Origin of the sequence: Citrobacter sp. Cpo071 (genome assembly GCF_030332765.1) — a bacterium.
Taxonomy (GTDB): domain Bacteria; phylum Pseudomonadota; class Gammaproteobacteria; order Enterobacterales; family Enterobacteriaceae; genus Citrobacter; species Citrobacter portucalensis.
In genome coordinates this window covers 139,601-154,437 of sequence record NZ_JAOWHE010000075.1, presented here as the reverse complement: position 1 = coordinate 154,437, position 14,837 = coordinate 139,601, and the positions used below count along the sequence as shown (strand labels likewise).

Annotated in this window: 9 protein-coding genes; 7 read left to right on the top strand and 2 right to left on the bottom strand. The window is 56.1% G+C overall.

The features are described 5' to 3' along the window. Nucleotide 1 precedes the first annotated feature (1 nt). From trbB to traT, 5 genes are all read left to right on the top strand, one after another. A complete protein-coding gene (gene trbB, locus OGY09_RS08025) occupies nt 2–613 on the top strand; it encodes a type-F conjugative transfer system pilin assembly thiol-disulfide isomerase TrbB (RefSeq protein WP_286590205.1) in 612 nt (203 codons plus the stop codon). Beyond that, nucleotides 613–1,974: a conjugal transfer pilus assembly protein TraH gene (gene traH / locus OGY09_RS08020; protein WP_286590204.1), complete on the top strand. Its 1,362-nt coding sequence runs from the start codon at nt 613–615 to the stop codon at nt 1,972–1,974. The genes trbB and traH overlap by 1 nt, the downstream gene beginning before the upstream one ends. A gap of 1 nt (nt 1,975) precedes the next feature. Continuing rightward, nucleotides 1,976–4,870, top strand: a complete 2,895-nt coding sequence (gene traG, locus OGY09_RS08015; RefSeq protein ID WP_286590203.1) for a conjugal transfer mating-pair stabilization protein TraG — start codon at nt 1,976–1,978, stop codon at nt 4,868–4,870. 11 nt (nt 4,871–4,881) lie between these two features. After that, nucleotides 4,882–5,457 carry a protein traS gene (locus tag OGY09_RS08010; protein WP_286590202.1) on the top strand — a complete coding sequence of 192 codons (576 nt, stop codon included), beginning with the start codon at nt 4,882–4,884 and terminating at the stop codon, nt 5,455–5,457. A 174-nt stretch (nt 5,458–5,631) separates the two neighbouring features. Further along, nucleotides 5,632–6,369 carry a conjugal transfer complement resistance protein TraT gene (traT, locus tag OGY09_RS08005; RefSeq protein ID WP_286590201.1) on the top strand — a complete coding sequence of 246 codons (738 nt, stop codon included), beginning with the start codon at nt 5,632–5,634 and terminating at the stop codon, nt 6,367–6,369. Between the two features lie 64 nt (nt 6,370–6,433). On the opposite strand, the gene OGY09_RS08000 is transcribed toward traT, so the two are convergent. Both OGY09_RS08000 and OGY09_RS07995 read right to left on the bottom strand, forming a co-directional pair. Beyond that, nucleotides 6,434–6,916, bottom strand: coding sequence for a GNAT family N-acetyltransferase (locus tag OGY09_RS08000; RefSeq protein ID WP_286590198.1), 483 nt, complete (start codon nt 6,914–6,916; stop codon nt 6,434–6,436). After that, nucleotides 6,907–7,185 (bottom strand): type II toxin-antitoxin system TacA family antitoxin, encoded by a 279-nt coding sequence (locus tag OGY09_RS07995; RefSeq protein ID WP_286590195.1) that lies wholly within the window; start codon nt 7,183–7,185, stop codon nt 6,907–6,909. The genes OGY09_RS08000 and OGY09_RS07995 overlap by 10 nt, the downstream gene beginning before the upstream one ends. A 164-nt stretch (nt 7,186–7,349) precedes the next feature. Between OGY09_RS07995 and traD the strand changes: the two genes are divergently transcribed. Beyond that, entirely contained in the window at nt 7,350–9,530 is a 2,181-nt protein-coding gene (gene traD / locus OGY09_RS07990) for a type IV conjugative transfer system coupling protein TraD (protein ID WP_286590193.1), read from the top strand. Next, a complete protein-coding gene (traI, locus tag OGY09_RS07985) occupies nt 9,530–14,836 on the top strand; it encodes a conjugative transfer relaxase/helicase TraI (RefSeq protein ID WP_286590190.1) in 5,307 nt (1,768 codons plus the stop codon). The genes traD and traI overlap by 1 nt, the downstream gene beginning before the upstream one ends. The last annotated feature ends 1 nt before the right edge of the window (nt 14,837 follow it).

Below are 14,837 nucleotides of genomic sequence, written 5' to 3'. Positions count from 1 at the left end.
CATGCTTATTACTGCATTGCGGACCGCCATCCTGATGGCGGCGGTGATGGCCGGCTGTCTGCAGGCCGGAACACTGGATGATATTCGTGCTCTTGAAGCCGGAAAAACGGGCCGCAGCGCCCCTGCGATGGACGCTCTTAGCCTGCCGGAGAACAGTGCTACACCGACAACAGACCGTGCCGCTCAGGATACGTCACCTGTCTGGTATACGCTGAGTGACGGGCGGAAAGTTAACCTGCAGGACTGGAAAGTGGTGCTGTTCATGCAGTCGACCTGCCAGTACTGCCGCCAGTTTGCGCCGGTCCTTAAAGCCTTTTCTCAGCAAACTGGTCTTGACGTTTTCCCCATCAGCCTTGACGGGAAGGGGGATGCCGAATTCCCCGATGTTCTGCCAGCAACGCCTGATGTGATGGTGGAATATTTCCAGGGTGGCCTGCCGGTGGCCACGCCAACCACCTTTCTGACCAACGTTAACACGATGGAAACCTGGCCGCTGCTGCAGGGGGCCGCAGCGGCCGGTGAGTTTCGCAACCGCCTCGATGAGGTATTCCGGATGGCGCTGGACCGTCAGGCCGGGAAACCCCTACCACCACCTTCTGAGGGACCACGATAATGCGACTGAAACCACTCTGCCTGGCGATGGTGCTGGGTCTGTACAGCGCGGGCACGGCGCATGCCGGCCTGCAGGATGACATGAATTCTTTCTTCAATGACATGAGTTACGCCAGTAATGCCACCTCGGCCAAAGCCTGGCAAGGGCAGGCGGCGCGGTATGTCTCCGGCGGTTCGTTCTATGCCCGGACCGGTAACAAAAATATCCAGCTGATCTCCATCAGCCTGCCGTCCATCAACGCCGGCTGCGGCGGGATTGATGTCTATCTCGGGGCGTTTTCCTTTATTAACTCCGACCAGATTATGGCCTTTGTGAAGCAGACGATGGCCAACGCGGCGGGGTACTTTTTTGACCTTGCGCTGGAAACCACGGTCCCGGAACTGAAAGCGGCGAAAGACTTCCTGCAGAAGATGGCCGCCGACCTTAACCGCTTCAATATGTCCAGCTGCCAGGCAGCAAAAGGGATGGTCGACAGCGTGGCGTCCCTGTGGGGAGAAAGCCAGCAGAACGTTTGCCAGTCGGTGGCCGGGCAGAAAAATGTGTTCTCGGACTGGGTATCTTCCCGTCAGGGCTGCACCTCCGGGGGCAAATACGGTGCGGTGACTGATAAGGCCGAAGGCGCGGAGAAGGACCAGGTGCTGAAGGACATCAATCTGATGTGGGATGCGCTCAGTAACAGCACGCTCAGCAGCAATGCGGAACTGCGCCAGTTTGCCATGAGTATCAGCGGGTCGGTGATATTTGGCAGCAACGGCGAGATGCGTATTCTCTCGTCGCTGGCCTCCGACCGCAGTCTGCTGACGGCGATGATGAGCGGGGGCAGCGCGAAGGTGTACGTCTGCGACAACCAGAACAAGTGCCTGTCCCCGTCCCTGAGTAACGTGACGATATCCGAATCCAAATCTCTCATTCGCATGGTGCAGGACATGCTGACCAGCATCGAGAGCAAGGCCATCACCGACTCGCCCCTGACGGAGAAAGAGAAGCAGTTCATCAACAGCACCTCCATCCCCATCCTGTCCTGGATAGTGGACCAGTCATCGCTGAGCGTGTCGCAGTCCCTGTTTGCCCAGCTGACAGATTACATTGCCGTCGACATTTACCTGCAGTATCTGGAGGCCGTCATGAAGGTGGTCAATGGGTCTCTGGCCACTAAAGACTACCCGGGGGCCAATATGAAAGAGCTGAAAAATGGCCTGTCCGATGCCCGGCAGGCGCTCAACTCGCTGCGTATGGAGGTGCAGATTAAGGAGGATGCCCTCATCTCCGCTCAGCAGCAAATCCGCTTTATCCGCCAGCAGGTCTCCTCAAAGATGAGCGACCGTGTGCTGGGTAACTACCAGTTCAGCAGGGTGAATTAATATGTCAGTGGAAACGATTTATACCGTGGCGGGCGGGGCGTGGTTCCAGGACACGCTCAACGGTGTGGCGGCCTTTTTTAACAGCCGGGCGGGGGATGCGCTGATTGTGATGGCTACTGCCGTGTCCGTGATTGTTGGGGCGGCAACCTATATCCGTACCCGTAACCTGATGGACCTGGCGAAGTGGGTGGCCTTCTATGTTTTTGTGCTGGCCGTCATGATTGGCGATAAAACGAATGTCCAGGTGGTGGACCTGTCTGAGCCTGCTGCTATATATCAGGTGGATAATGTCCCAACCGGCCTTGCCGCGCCGGCCAGCCTGATTACCCGTATCGGGGCCGGGATGGCGCAGACTTACGATTTTATCTTTGCCCGCCCGGATGCGCTGACCTACAGTAAGACCGGGATGCTGTTCGGGGCGCAGCTGGCGGCAGGCAGCACCGACTTCCGGTTCTCTGAGCCGGAAATCCAGCGTATGTTCACGGATTACGTCCATAACTGCGTGGTGGGCGATATCATGCTGAACAACAAGTACACCATCGGGGACCTGATGAATGCCTCCGACCCGTATGCGCTCATCTTCAGCCGCCCCAGCCCGTTGCGCGGCCTGTATGATAAAAACCGTAATTTCCTGACCTGCGAGCAGGCCGCCACCAGAATTAACACTGATTCCAGCGACATCAGCGGAGCCAACCCGCAGCCGTTTCTGCAGCAGGTCCTGAACATGACCCACGGGTTTACCAACCAGGTGTTCGGGCCAACGAACGGGAATAAAAATGCGCTGTTCACGGAAATGCTGGGCGACAGCTACAGCTATTTTCATGGCACGTCCCTGACGTCTACTGAGATTATCCGCAAGAACGTGATAATGAATGGCCTGCGCAGCGGTCTGGAGAGTTTTTCCGCCCAGAACGGGGATACGGCGGGGCTGGTGAATGTGGCCACGCAGACCTCAATGGCCAAAATGCGCCTCTCGCAGGCAACCAGCGCCTCGGTAGCCGCCAATACGCTGCCGGTGATGTATTCGGTGCTGCTCGGCATGACGATTGCCCTGTTCCCGGTTCTGGTAGTACTGGCGATGGTGAGCTCCTTGTCCTGGACGATTATTAAAGGATACGTCTACACCATCGCCTATCTGCAGATGTGGCCGCTGCTGTTCTCCATCCTGAATCATGCAATGAATTTTTACCTGCAGAGCAAACTCAACGGGACGGCGGTGACGCTGGCCACCTTTGACCAGGTGCAGAACACTTACTCCGATATCGGGACCACGGCAGGCTGGCTGGCACTGTCCATTCCGTTTATTGCCTGGGGGATGGTGAAAGGGCTGGGTCAGGTGGTGTCGCAGGCGGGGAACTACCTCGGGCAGACGTTGCAGTCAGCCTCCACCCAGTCGTCATCTCAGGCTGTCGACGGCAACTGGCACTATAACAATATGTCGACCGGGAACGTACAGGGTAACAAGTGGGACACCAACTACAGTCATCGTGAGGGACATATTACCAGCCAGCTGGAGAGCGGGGCGACGAAAACCCTGACGTCGTCAGGGCAGTCGGTCTACAACACCACGGAAGCGATTTCAAAACTGCCGGTCGATATTGCGCTGGGGAAAATCGCATCCAGCAGCTGGCAGCAACAGCAGCGTGATGCGCTGAGTGAGGCGCAGAGCCTCAGTAACAGCCTGTCGCAGACCTCCAGTCTGGCTTCATCACAGATGAGCCAGTGGAGCCAGCAGCGGGGCAACAGTGACACCACTGTGGCAGGCAGCGATGCCTCTGCCAGCAGCAATCTGACCAAAGCGCTGAACACTATTCAGTCGATTGGTTCCCGCTATGCCCGGGATGAAAATACCACTCTGGCTGAAGGGGTACGGGCAGCAGCAACCAAGAGTCAGGATATGAGCGCGGGAGTTGGGGGGAGCGCTCAGGTATCTCTTGATACAGACAGGCATATTCTCGGGAAAATTGGTGGGCTGGCGACGGGGCTAAAAGGATCAGTTGAAGGGCACCTGAAGACTGATTATACGGGCAGAAGTGGCTCCTCGCATGGCACCAGTTCTGACCTGACTCACCAGGGCGGGACCAGCAAAGGGTTCAGCGCTCAGGAGCTGAAGGATTTCCGCGATGCGATGGACGTGGTGACGTCCACCCGCGTTACCGACAGTGGCAGCCATACAGACAATGCGTCGGGTTCTCTGGCAAACCAGCTGGCATCGACTTTCTCCGACCTGAAAAGCAAGGCATCGCAGTATAATGATGCGGTCACCCGCAGTCATGAATACTCGCAGCTGGCCAGCTATGCAGAAAATAACAGTGCCAGTATTAACCAGAACTACTCCCAGGAGTTTGTCGGGTATGTCACCAGTAAACGTCCGGGTGAAGCTGACCAGCTGCTTTCTGATGCGGCTAGCCCGGAAGTACGCGCCGAGCGAGACAGACTGGCGCAGGCCTTTGTGGAAGACCGCATTAAGCCGCAACTGCTGCAGGAGTTTGAGCAGAACAGGGGCCGTACCGGGGAAGGCATAGGCGGTGTCTCTGCACCCGCAGACAGTTTTGATTTACAGAGTGAATTCAGGGACCAGAAGTCCGGGATGGATCATCTGGCCACGCAGAATGGTGTGAAAGCAGAGGGTGTGGTGGCGACGGATGTACAGAATCAACGCAGTCATGCCGAATCGGGCGTCAGTAATGATAAAAATACTGTGATCTCGACCGGTGAGTCTGCCGGTCAGGAGTATAAAAACTTGCAGAGTGAGCATGAACAGGGTAATAAAAACTTTAATGATGCTAAAGCTGCTGAGGAAGACAGACAAAAATGGGATGGTGGTAGTGGTAAAGGACTGGAAGATTTAAATAATATAAAGGATGATTTACAGAAACGGATTAGTAAGCCATAAGGTGATATTATATGAAGCGTTCAGAATTAGAGAAGGATGCGAGCTTTATTCTGGCATCGATGAGTGAAAGGGATTATGAAATTCCAACCAATAAAAAAATCATGGGTATGATTTTTGATAGGTTAAAATACGCTTACCTTCTTCAGGTTGTTTTTGTTATTCTGGCTTTTGTTATTTATAAGGAGCCGGGTGATTTAGATTATCAATTTAAAAAAATAATCTATCTTAGTTTACTTTCTTGCGCAACGATGGCATTTTTTAGTCTTGCTTTTATTGGAGCGACGTATAGTAATGTGTGTATCTTTCTAACGTTAGGAGATGATGTAAGACGAGAGTCAATCTTATTGAAAATCCTTAAAAATAAAATTGAGTTTTATACACGACTATTGTTTATTGTGAACTCTCTAATTGGCTGTATTTTGCTGTGGACTGGTGAGCCTTTTGTCGCAGGGCTAGGTGTTTCATGGTTTGCTACTTTTATTATTAGCATGTTGTTTTTACAGGGATCATTATCCCGATATATGACCCCTGCAGTAGTCAGTAGCCTGTCGAAAGTGAAAGAGTTGCTCTCTGCATCCCCAAAATAACCGTTTTATCATTGTCTGAAACTCCGAAAATCTGTGCAGTATAGCCATATTGTTGATGTGGTTATGATTCTGTCTGTACATTAACCATTCCTGTACTGAACGTGCAGGTGACAACAGCAGTACCTCCGGGCATGGCATGTGACATGCGACTTATATGGAAATGAGAAAAATTATATGAAACATAACGTTAAGCTGATGGCAATGACTGCCGTTTTAACTTCTGTCCTCGTGCTCTCCGGGTGTGGCGCGATGAGCACAGCGATTAAGAAACGTAACCTTGAAGTCAAAACCCAGATGAGTGAAACCATCTGGCTGGAGCCGTCCTCACAGAAAACCGTGTACCTCCAGATAAAAAATACCTCTGACAAAGACATGTCCGGCCTGCAGGCGAAAGTGACCAAAGCACTTCAGGATAAGGGCTATACCATCACGTCATCGCCGGACAGCGCACACTACTGGATTCAGGCCAATGTCCTGAAAGCCGATAAAATGGACCTGCGTTCTGCCCAGGGATTTCTGAACCAGGGCTACGAAGGCGCGATAGCGGGTGCTGCATTAGGTGCGGGGATTACCGGTTATAACTCGAGTTCTGCCGGCGCGACATTAGGTGTTGGACTGGCTGCCGGTCTGGTGGGAATGGCCGCTGACGCGATGGTGGAAGATATCAACTATACGATGGTGACGGATATTCAGATTTCTGAAAAAACCACCGCAAGCGTGCAGACCGATAATGTCGCCGCCCTGAAACAGGGCACCTCCGGATATAAAGTGCAGACCAGCACGCAGACCGGTAATCAGCATAAATACCAGACCCGTATCGTGTCCTCTGCCAATAAAGTTAACCTGAAATTCGAAGAGGCAAAACCTGTCCTCGAAGATCAGCTGGCAAAATCTGTCGCCAATATTCTTTAATACTGTCAGGGTGATCGGGTGGTCACCCTTAATTCAGATTTTTTTATTCGAATAAAATGATAACTCAAATCTTGACAGGGAAAAATAAAGTTAATGGATTCGCTGTAGATGGTTCAAAAGCGAATTTTGTATAGAAGCTTTTCACTTCATCATTCAGGGCATGAACTATCAAAGCTCTTACACCAACCTGGATTGCAATATTCTGCGTCCGGTATATCGCATCCTTGAGCAGTGCGATACCAAGGCCTTTTCCGGCATAAGCCTGATCAACTGCAAGTCTGCCAAGCACTACCACGGGAAGTGAATCCGGGGCATTACGTCGGTAAGAGCCTGGTGCAGTATTCCGTTGAATGCTGCCTGAAGAAAGACAATAGTAACCGATTACCTGATTCGTATTTTCGGCACAAATAACATATACACGGGAAATACCAGTGCTGTGATTTTTTAATGCTTTCTTTTTCAGCCATTCATTAAGACCCGGATCTGAACAGGAAAACTCAGCAATATTGTGTCCGGGCGTTAAAGGTTCCGGTGCTCTCATTCCCATGGCGATTTACGACTCATGAGAGCATCGATACGCGCCTGCCGTTCCGGGGTTATGGGCGCATCTAACTCAGACAGGAATGCATCATATTGTTGATCATCCAGTACGAACAGACGCTGATCAAGCAAAATGTCCTGAGCCTCACGACACGCGGCTTCGAGAACGAAGTCAGTACGTGATTTTGATACAAGGCTTGCCGCCATATCGATCAGATCCCGCTGGGATGTTTTAGCCCTGATGTTGATTGGCGCTTCTCTGGCTTCTGATTTCATAAACACCTCTGTGTAGCTTTTGTATACACAATCATATCATGCGTATATCGGAATGCTACACAAAGTGTAGTGTGTTTTATTACTCATTGTTTTAAAAGTGATTTCCCTGCATTGAAGTGAAATCGTTTTCAAGAAATTTATTTTATAACCTCTGGAATAACATAATGAGCCTGAATCCTCGCGACTTAACGCAGGGCGGTCAGGTCGCTTTCATGCGCCTGAAAATGTTCCTGCAGATAAATAATCTGATTTCTTATTACGTCATTATGGGGACGGTATTGTTTGGTCTGGCCGTCCTGCTGATGCGGATGAGTATTCAGAATCTGACCAACGGTATTATTTACTGGTTCGTCCGGGTGATGTCGCCGTTTACGGAAAGAATGGTCAGCCAGCCGGTTTATAATATCCGGTATTACGAACACACCCTGCAGTACAGCGCCCGGCAGATCCTCAGCGACAATTACACAGTCTATTGCGGGCAGTTGCTGAAACAGGAACTGGTGATTGCCGGTTGCGCTTCGCTGCTGGTCGCGTTTCTCGCCACGCTGGCCGTGTACTGGTATCTCGGTCGTACCGGTCGCCAGCAGAGTGAGGATGAAATCATCGGGGGGCGCGTCCTCAGTGAATCCCCGAAAGACGTTGCCCGCCTGATGAAAAAACGCGGAGAAGCCTCCGATATTCGTATCGATGACCTGCCGCTTAAGCTGGATTCCGAAATTCAGAACTTCGCTATGCACGGTACTGTCGGCTCCGGAAAATCTCAGCTGATGCGTAAAATTCTGAAGCATCTGCGTGAGCGTGGTGACCTGGTCATCATCTACGACAAGGGCTGTACATTCGTGGAAGATTTTTACGACGAATCGCGGGATAAGGTCCTTAACGCGCAGGATGCCCGGTGTCCGAACTGGGACATGTGGGAGGAGTGCCGCACTATCTCCGAACTGGAGAATGCCAGTACCACCCTGATCCCGGCCAGCAGTGGGGAAGATCCATTCTGGCAGGGCAGTGCACGCACCATCTTTGCGGAAGGTGCAGAGCGTATGCGTAAAGACCCCGATCGCAGTTACAACAAATTTCTGCGCACGTTGCTGGCCATTCAGCTGGATCAACTGCGCGCTTTCCTGGCCGGGACGCCTGCCTCCACACTGGTTGACGGCAAGATAGAGAAGACCGCCATCTCCATCCGAAGTGTACTGACCAACTACGTCAAGGCGATGCGTTATCTGCAGGGGATCGACCGTCCGGGCCGGGAGAAATTCACCATCCGGGAATGGATGAAGGGCCAGGCTGATAAATCGAAGAATGGCTGGCTGTTCATCACCTCTGATGAACAGAATCATGAGTCGCTCAAACCGCTGATTTCCATGTGGCTCAGTATTGCCGCCACCAGTCTGCTGGCGATGGGGGAAAACCGTCAGCGTCGTGTCTGGTTTTTCTATGATGAACTGCCCTCACTGCACAAGCTGGCCACGCTGCCTCGCATCATTGCTGAAGCGCGTAAGTTTGGCGGCTGTTTCGCTCTGGGGTTCCAGAACTTCGCCCAGATGGAAGAAATCTATGGCCCGAAGGCGGCGGCGGGGCTGTTTGACCTGCTGAACACCAAGTTCTTTTTCCGTTCCCCGAGTGCCCAGATTGCGAAGTTTGTGGAAGAGGATATCGGGGAAACCCGCCGTCTGAAATTCAGCGAACAGACCAGCTTTGGTCATGAGCAGGTGCGTGACGGGATTTCGTTTGGCAAGGAAGAAGAACGCGTCAGTATCGTCAGCTACTCCGACGTGCAGTCGCTGAACGACCTGCAGTGTTTTGTCACCCTGCCTGGTGATTACCCGGTGGTGAAACTCTCAATGAAGTATGAGGCGATGCCCGGCGTGGCTAATGCCCTGATCCCGCGAGACATCCAGACCAGTCTTGACCAGGCCATTGAAGATGAGCTGGTCCGCCGCACGGAAGAAGAACGTCTGAGTCTGGAAGGGCTGTTTACCCCGGTGACGCCGGTGCCGGAAAGTGCTTCCGCCCCGGTCTCGCCACCCACCCTCCAGCCGGTGACGGCTCCCTCTGTACCTGTGCCTACAGCGGTAGCAGTGAATACGGCGTCTTCATCCGCCGTCGTTGCAGGCAGCACGACTGCTGCAGGGGGAACGGAGCGGGATATTGAGCAGGATTTGACCCGGGATATGCCACCTGGCCTGAACAGCGACGGGGAGGTGGTGGATTTTGCTGCGTATGAAGCCTGGGAGCAGGGGCAGGGGCAGCACCAGACCCGCGACATGACCCGCCGGGAAGAGGTCAATATCAACCATGCGACAGACAAAACGCATGAGATGGATGACGGGAGGGAATACTGATGCTCTCCATTTCTTCCATCAAGGGTGATGGGGGCTATTACAGCCATGAAGACAACTACTATGCCAGCGGCTCGCTGGAGTCCCGCTGGATGGGGGAGGGGGCGGCGCAACTCGGGCTGAAGGGTGAAGTGGCTAACGCCGATATGGATGCGGTCCGCCAGGGCAGACTGCCTGATGGCAGTGACCTGTCCCGGATGGTTGATGGTGTCAACAAACACCGCAGCGGCTATGACCTGACGTTCTCCGCTCCCAAAAGTGTCTCCGTCATGGCGCTGGTCGGGGAAGACCGGCGTTTTATTGAAGCGCATAACCGGGCCGTGGCGGTTGTGATGCAGGAAGTGGAGCAACTGGTCAGCGCCCGCATCACGCAGGAAGGGAAAACGGAAACAGTGCTGACCGGCAGTATGGTGGCTGCATTGTATAACCATGACACCTCCCGGGACCTGGACCCGCAGGTGCACACCCATGCCCTGGTCTTTAATGCGACATTCGCTGGTGAAAAATGGCGGTCGCTGGCCAGCGATACCCGGATGAAAACCGGCTTTTCTGAGAATCTGTACGCCACCAAGATAGCGCTGGGAAACCTGTACCGTTCTGCCTTACGTGAAGACATTGAGTCGATGGGATTCGAAACGGTGGCGGCGGGGAAACATGGCCTGTGGGAGCTGAAGGATGTGCCGGTGGACGTTTTTTCCTCGCGCAGTCAGGCCATCCGGGAAGCGGCCGGGCCGGGCGCTTCAGCTAAATCTCGTGATGTTGCCGCACTCGATACCCGCCATGCAAAAGCCTGGGCCGACCCGGATTTGCTGAAAGCCGACTGGCGCCGACGCTTAACGGACGAAAAATTTGATATCGGACATTACATCAGTCAGGCGCAGGCACGCGTGGAAGTTTCTGGTCCTGTTGTTGCTGGTCAGGGGGGGATAAGTGCGCCGGGCCAGCCGGGAATCGCGTCTTCCGGCGAGGCTGCTGACGAACTGGTGCAGAAGGCGGTCAGCGACACAATCTCCGCGCTGTCGGACAAAAAGGTCCAGTTCACCTGGTCGGAAATGCTGGCCGGCACGGTCAACCGCCTGCCCTCCGCACCGGGTCTGTTTGAGCAGGCCCGTGCTGGGATTGAGACCGCAATTGAAGGGCAGCGCCTTATCCCGCTGGACCGGGAGAAGGGCATCTTCACCTCTGATATCCACCTGCTGAACGAACTCAGCGTCCATCAGCTGGCGCGCACGGCCGTTGCGGAGCAGACCGTGCTGGTCTTTCCGGAACGGGCAAAAGAGCGAGATATGCCTGCCGGGGATGCGGTCTCTGTCCTGACGCAGGATAAAAGTCCGGTGGCTATTCTCAGCGGGCGCGGGGGTGCGCAGGCCCTGCGTGAGCGCACGGAAGACGTGGCGATGATGGCCCGCGCACAGGGTCGTGAAGTGATGGTGATTGCGGCAGACGGTCGCAGTGGCCAGTTCCTGGCGGAAAGCCCGCACCTGGCAGGTCAGGTGATGCTGCGCTCGCAGATGAACGCTGACACCGTACTGCCGGTGCAGGGGACGGTTATCGTCGACCGGGCGGAGCGACTGTCGCTGAAAGAGACCGTCCTGCTGCAGGAGAAAGCGCTCAGCGCCGGGGCGCAGCTGATATTCATGGACACCGAAAACCGGCAGGGGACGGGGAATGCTTTGTCTGTGCTCAAAGAGGCGGATATTCCCCAGTACCGGTTTTACGGCACACAGCTTCCGGAAGTGCGGCTGGTCAGTGAGGCGGACAAGCGGAGCCGTTACAGCCAGCTGGCACAGGACTATGTGCGCCTGTCAGCTGAAGGGCGGGATGTGGTGGCCCAGGTGACCGGCGCCCGGGAACACCAGCAGCTGACGGAGGTTATCCGGGATACGCGGCGTGATGCGGGTGAGCTGGGCCGGGAGCAGGTGACGCTGCAGGTGCTGGAGCCGGTGTGGCTGGACAGCAAAACCCGCCATCAGCGCGATAACTACCGGGCCGGGATGGTGATGGAGCAGTGGGACGCTGAGAAGAAAACGATGACCCGCCATACCATTGACCGGGTGGCAGAGGCGACCAACAGTCTGGTGCTGCAGGGTGAAGACGGCAGTCGCCTGACCCTGAAGGTGACGCAACTGGACGGCAGCTGGAGTTTGTACCGCAGCCGGACACTGGCGGTTTCTGAAGGGGACCGCGTCAGGGCGCTGGGGCGGGAGCTGAAGGGGGGCATCAAAGCGAAAGAGCAGTTTACAGTGGCGGGGCTGGAAGAGGGCGCGGTACGGCTGCGCAGCGGCGACCGGGAACTGAGTCTGCCCACCGACCGGGCTGTGAAGCTGGCCCATGACTATGTGGAAGGGACCGGAGCCGGTACCAGCACGTCGCGCACGGTGCTGGCTGCTGTCGGCCCGCGCGGGCTGAATAAACAGACCCTGAACGCGCTGGCGCAGAGTGGCAGCGACATCCGGATTTATACACCGCTGGAGGCCGGGCAGGCAGCGCGCAAAGTGGAGAGTGTATCTGCGGTGCGCCTGGCCAGTGACCAGGTTCGCCAGTCGACCGGCGAGGTAAATCTGGACGCAGCCATACAGGCTAGCCGGGACCGTCTGATGTCGGATGCGGAGCAGGCGGTGAATCTGGCCATCCCGCGCGCCCAGCAGGGACTGGTCCATCTCGGTGAGCTTACCCTGCTGGCCGAGGCGGTGAAGTCTGGCCAGCCGCTGGCTGATGTCCGGGCAGAAATCGCCCGCCAGGTGGACAGCGGGGCGCTGATTAAGCTGGATTCGGTTGCCGGGGCGGGAAACCGCGTCCTGGTCCCGCGTGTGGCGTATGAGATGGAAAAGACCATCATCCGCCATATTGCAGAGGGTAAGGAGGCTGTACCGCCCCTGATGGCGCTGACGCCTGCCTCAGTCCTGGCCGGTCTGACGGCAGGTCAGCGGGAGGCCACGCGGGCAGTGCTGGAGAACACCGACCGCTTTATGGCCATTCAGGGGTACGCCGGGGTGGGGAAAACCACCCAGTTCCGGGCGGTGATGGGGGCTCTGAACACCCTGTCTGAATCCGTGCGCCCGCAGGTCATCGGCCTGGGACCGACGCACCGCGCCGTGCATGAGATGCGTGAAGCCGGGGTGGAGGCACGAACGCTTGCCAGTTTTCTGAGTGAAACCCGCCTGGCCATACAGGCCGGGGAAACACCGGACCTCCGTAATGTCCTGTTCCTGACTGATGAGAGCTCGATGGTGGGTAACCGCGATATGGCAGAGCTCTATCAGCTGGTTGCCGCAGGCGGTGGACGAATGGTCTCCAGTGGGGATACCGCGCAGCTGCAGGCCATCTCAACCGGTCTGCCGTTCCGCCTGGTGCAGCAGCGGAGCGCCATCGATACGGTGGTTATGCAGGAGATTGTCCGCCAGACCCCGGCGCTGCGCCCAGCGATTGAAAGCATCATCGCCGGTCAGGTGGAGATATCCCTGCGCCAGGTGGATGACGTCACCCCACAGCAGGTCCCGCGTCAGCCTGGGGCCTGGGTGCCCGATAACTCGGTCATGGAAATCCGTGCGCCGAAAAAGGAGCAGGACCAGGGGCAGGGTTATCTCGTTGCTGCCGGCGAACAGACACTGACGCCAGAGCAACTGGCCCTGGTACGCACCGACATCATTGAAGCCATCCGGGATGACTGGATGGGGCGCACCCCGGAGGCACAGCAGCAGACACTGATTGTGGCGGAACTCAACGCCGATCGTCATGCCATCAATGATGCCATTCATACCGCCCGGCATGAGAAAGGCGATACAGGTGCTGAAGAACGCACGTTCACCGTCCTGGAGCCGCTCCGGGTGCCAGACAACGCCCTGCGTGCAGCTGAAACCTTTGCGGAGTACACCGGCGCCGTGGCCATGATGAACGAGCGCTACTGGACTGTGGCAGAGGTGGATACGCAGGACGCCGTGGTCACGCTGCGTAATGCTGACGGGGAGTCGGTGCTGATCTCTCCTCAGCAGAACACTGCACAGGATATTTCCCTCTTCACACCCCGCGATCTGACGATCAGTCAGGGGGACCGGGTGCGCTTTACCTGCTCGGACACCAACCGCGGCTACGTGGCCAACAGCCTGTGGGAGGTGGCCGGGTTCACTGACGAAGGGGCCATCCGCTTTCGCCAGGGAGATCAGGAGAAAATTGTTGACCCGCAGGCCGTGACGGAGGACCGTCATATTGACCTCGCATACGCCCTGACGGTTTATGGCGTGCAGGGGGCCAGTGAACGTTTTGCCATTGCCCTGACCGGTACAGAAGGTGGCAGGAAAAGAATGGCATCTCTGGAGTCCACTTATGTAACGCTGTCACGAGCAAAAGAGCATGTGCAGGTCTACACCGACAATCTGGCCGGCTGGAGTGCCGATGCCCGGCACTCAAATGCCGGACAAACCGCCCATGACCTGCTGCACCAGAAAAGTGACCACGAATCCGACACTGGCAACCGACTGCTGGCCACTGCCTTACGTCTGGATAAAACCTCGCTGGGCTGCCGGGTACTGGCGGAAAACGGCCTTGGGGGCGAAACAATGGCGCGCTTCATTGCTGCCGGCAGGAAATACCCGACACCTTATGTAGCCCTTCCTGCGTGGACCAGTCACGGAAAAGAAGCCGGGGCACTCCTGACCGAAATCCGCATTGAGGATGACGGGATGAGCGTGGTGCTCAGTGATGAGTCCCGCCTGCGTGGTGGGGAGGATGCCCAGTTCGCCGGTCTGCAGGCCAGCCGTAACGGACAGACACTCATTGCTGATGATGCACAGACGGCGCTGCGCCTGGCACAGGAGAACCCGGATAGCGGGGTGGTGATACGTCTGCACGGTGAAGAACGGTTGCTCAATGCAGCCCGCCTGACCGGGGGACGAATCACTGAGCCTGATGAGGTGGCTCGGACAGTGCGTAGTGTGGCGGAGGCTGAATCGGCGGCGAAAGCGGAAGACCCCATTACGCTGCCTCCGGATGAGCAGCAGAAACTGGCAGAGGCACAGGAAAAAGCGGCCCGGGAGCTGGCGGAGCAGGCCCGGCAGGAACTGCTGCCGGCAGTCCCGGGTGAGGAGAGCACCAGACCCGAACCACAGTTGTCTGCTGATGAAGAACGTCGGCTCCGTGACGGTACAGCCCGGGGAGAGCGTGAGCTGGATGAGGCCATTCAGGAAGCGGTGGCGGACGGTCGGGGTATCCGCCAGCAGGTGCGCGAACAGATGCTGCGTACCGAGCGTGAGTGGGTGGTGAATGTACTGGAAAAGGACATTGAGCTGGAAAAAACGCTCGGTGGGGACTGAT

Excerpts from the sequence above, each read along its gene's own strand:
- trbB (WP_286590205.1), top strand. The coding sequence starts at position 2 with ATGCTTATTACTGCATTGCGGACCGCCATCCTGATGGCGGCGGTGATG.
- traH (WP_286590204.1), top strand. The coding sequence starts at position 613 with ATGCGACTGAAACCACTCTGCCTGGCGATGGTGCTGGGTCTGTACAGC.
- traG (WP_286590203.1), top strand. The coding sequence starts at position 1,976 with ATGTCAGTGGAAACGATTTATACCGTGGCGGGCGGGGCGTGGTTCCAG.
- OGY09_RS08010 (WP_286590202.1), top strand. The coding sequence starts at position 4,882 with ATGAAGCGTTCAGAATTAGAGAAGGATGCGAGCTTTATTCTGGCATCG.
- traT (WP_286590201.1), top strand. The coding sequence starts at position 5,632 with ATGAAACATAACGTTAAGCTGATGGCAATGACTGCCGTTTTAACTTCT.
- OGY09_RS08000 (WP_286590198.1), bottom strand. The coding sequence starts at position 6,916 with ATGGGAATGAGAGCACCGGAACCTTTAACGCCCGGACACAATATTGCT.
- OGY09_RS07995 (WP_286590195.1), bottom strand. The coding sequence starts at position 7,185 with ATGAAATCAGAAGCCAGAGAAGCGCCAATCAACATCAGGGCTAAAACA.
- traD (WP_286590193.1), top strand. The coding sequence starts at position 7,350 with ATGAGCCTGAATCCTCGCGACTTAACGCAGGGCGGTCAGGTCGCTTTC.
- traI (WP_286590190.1), top strand. The coding sequence starts at position 9,530 with ATGCTCTCCATTTCTTCCATCAAGGGTGATGGGGGCTATTACAGCCAT.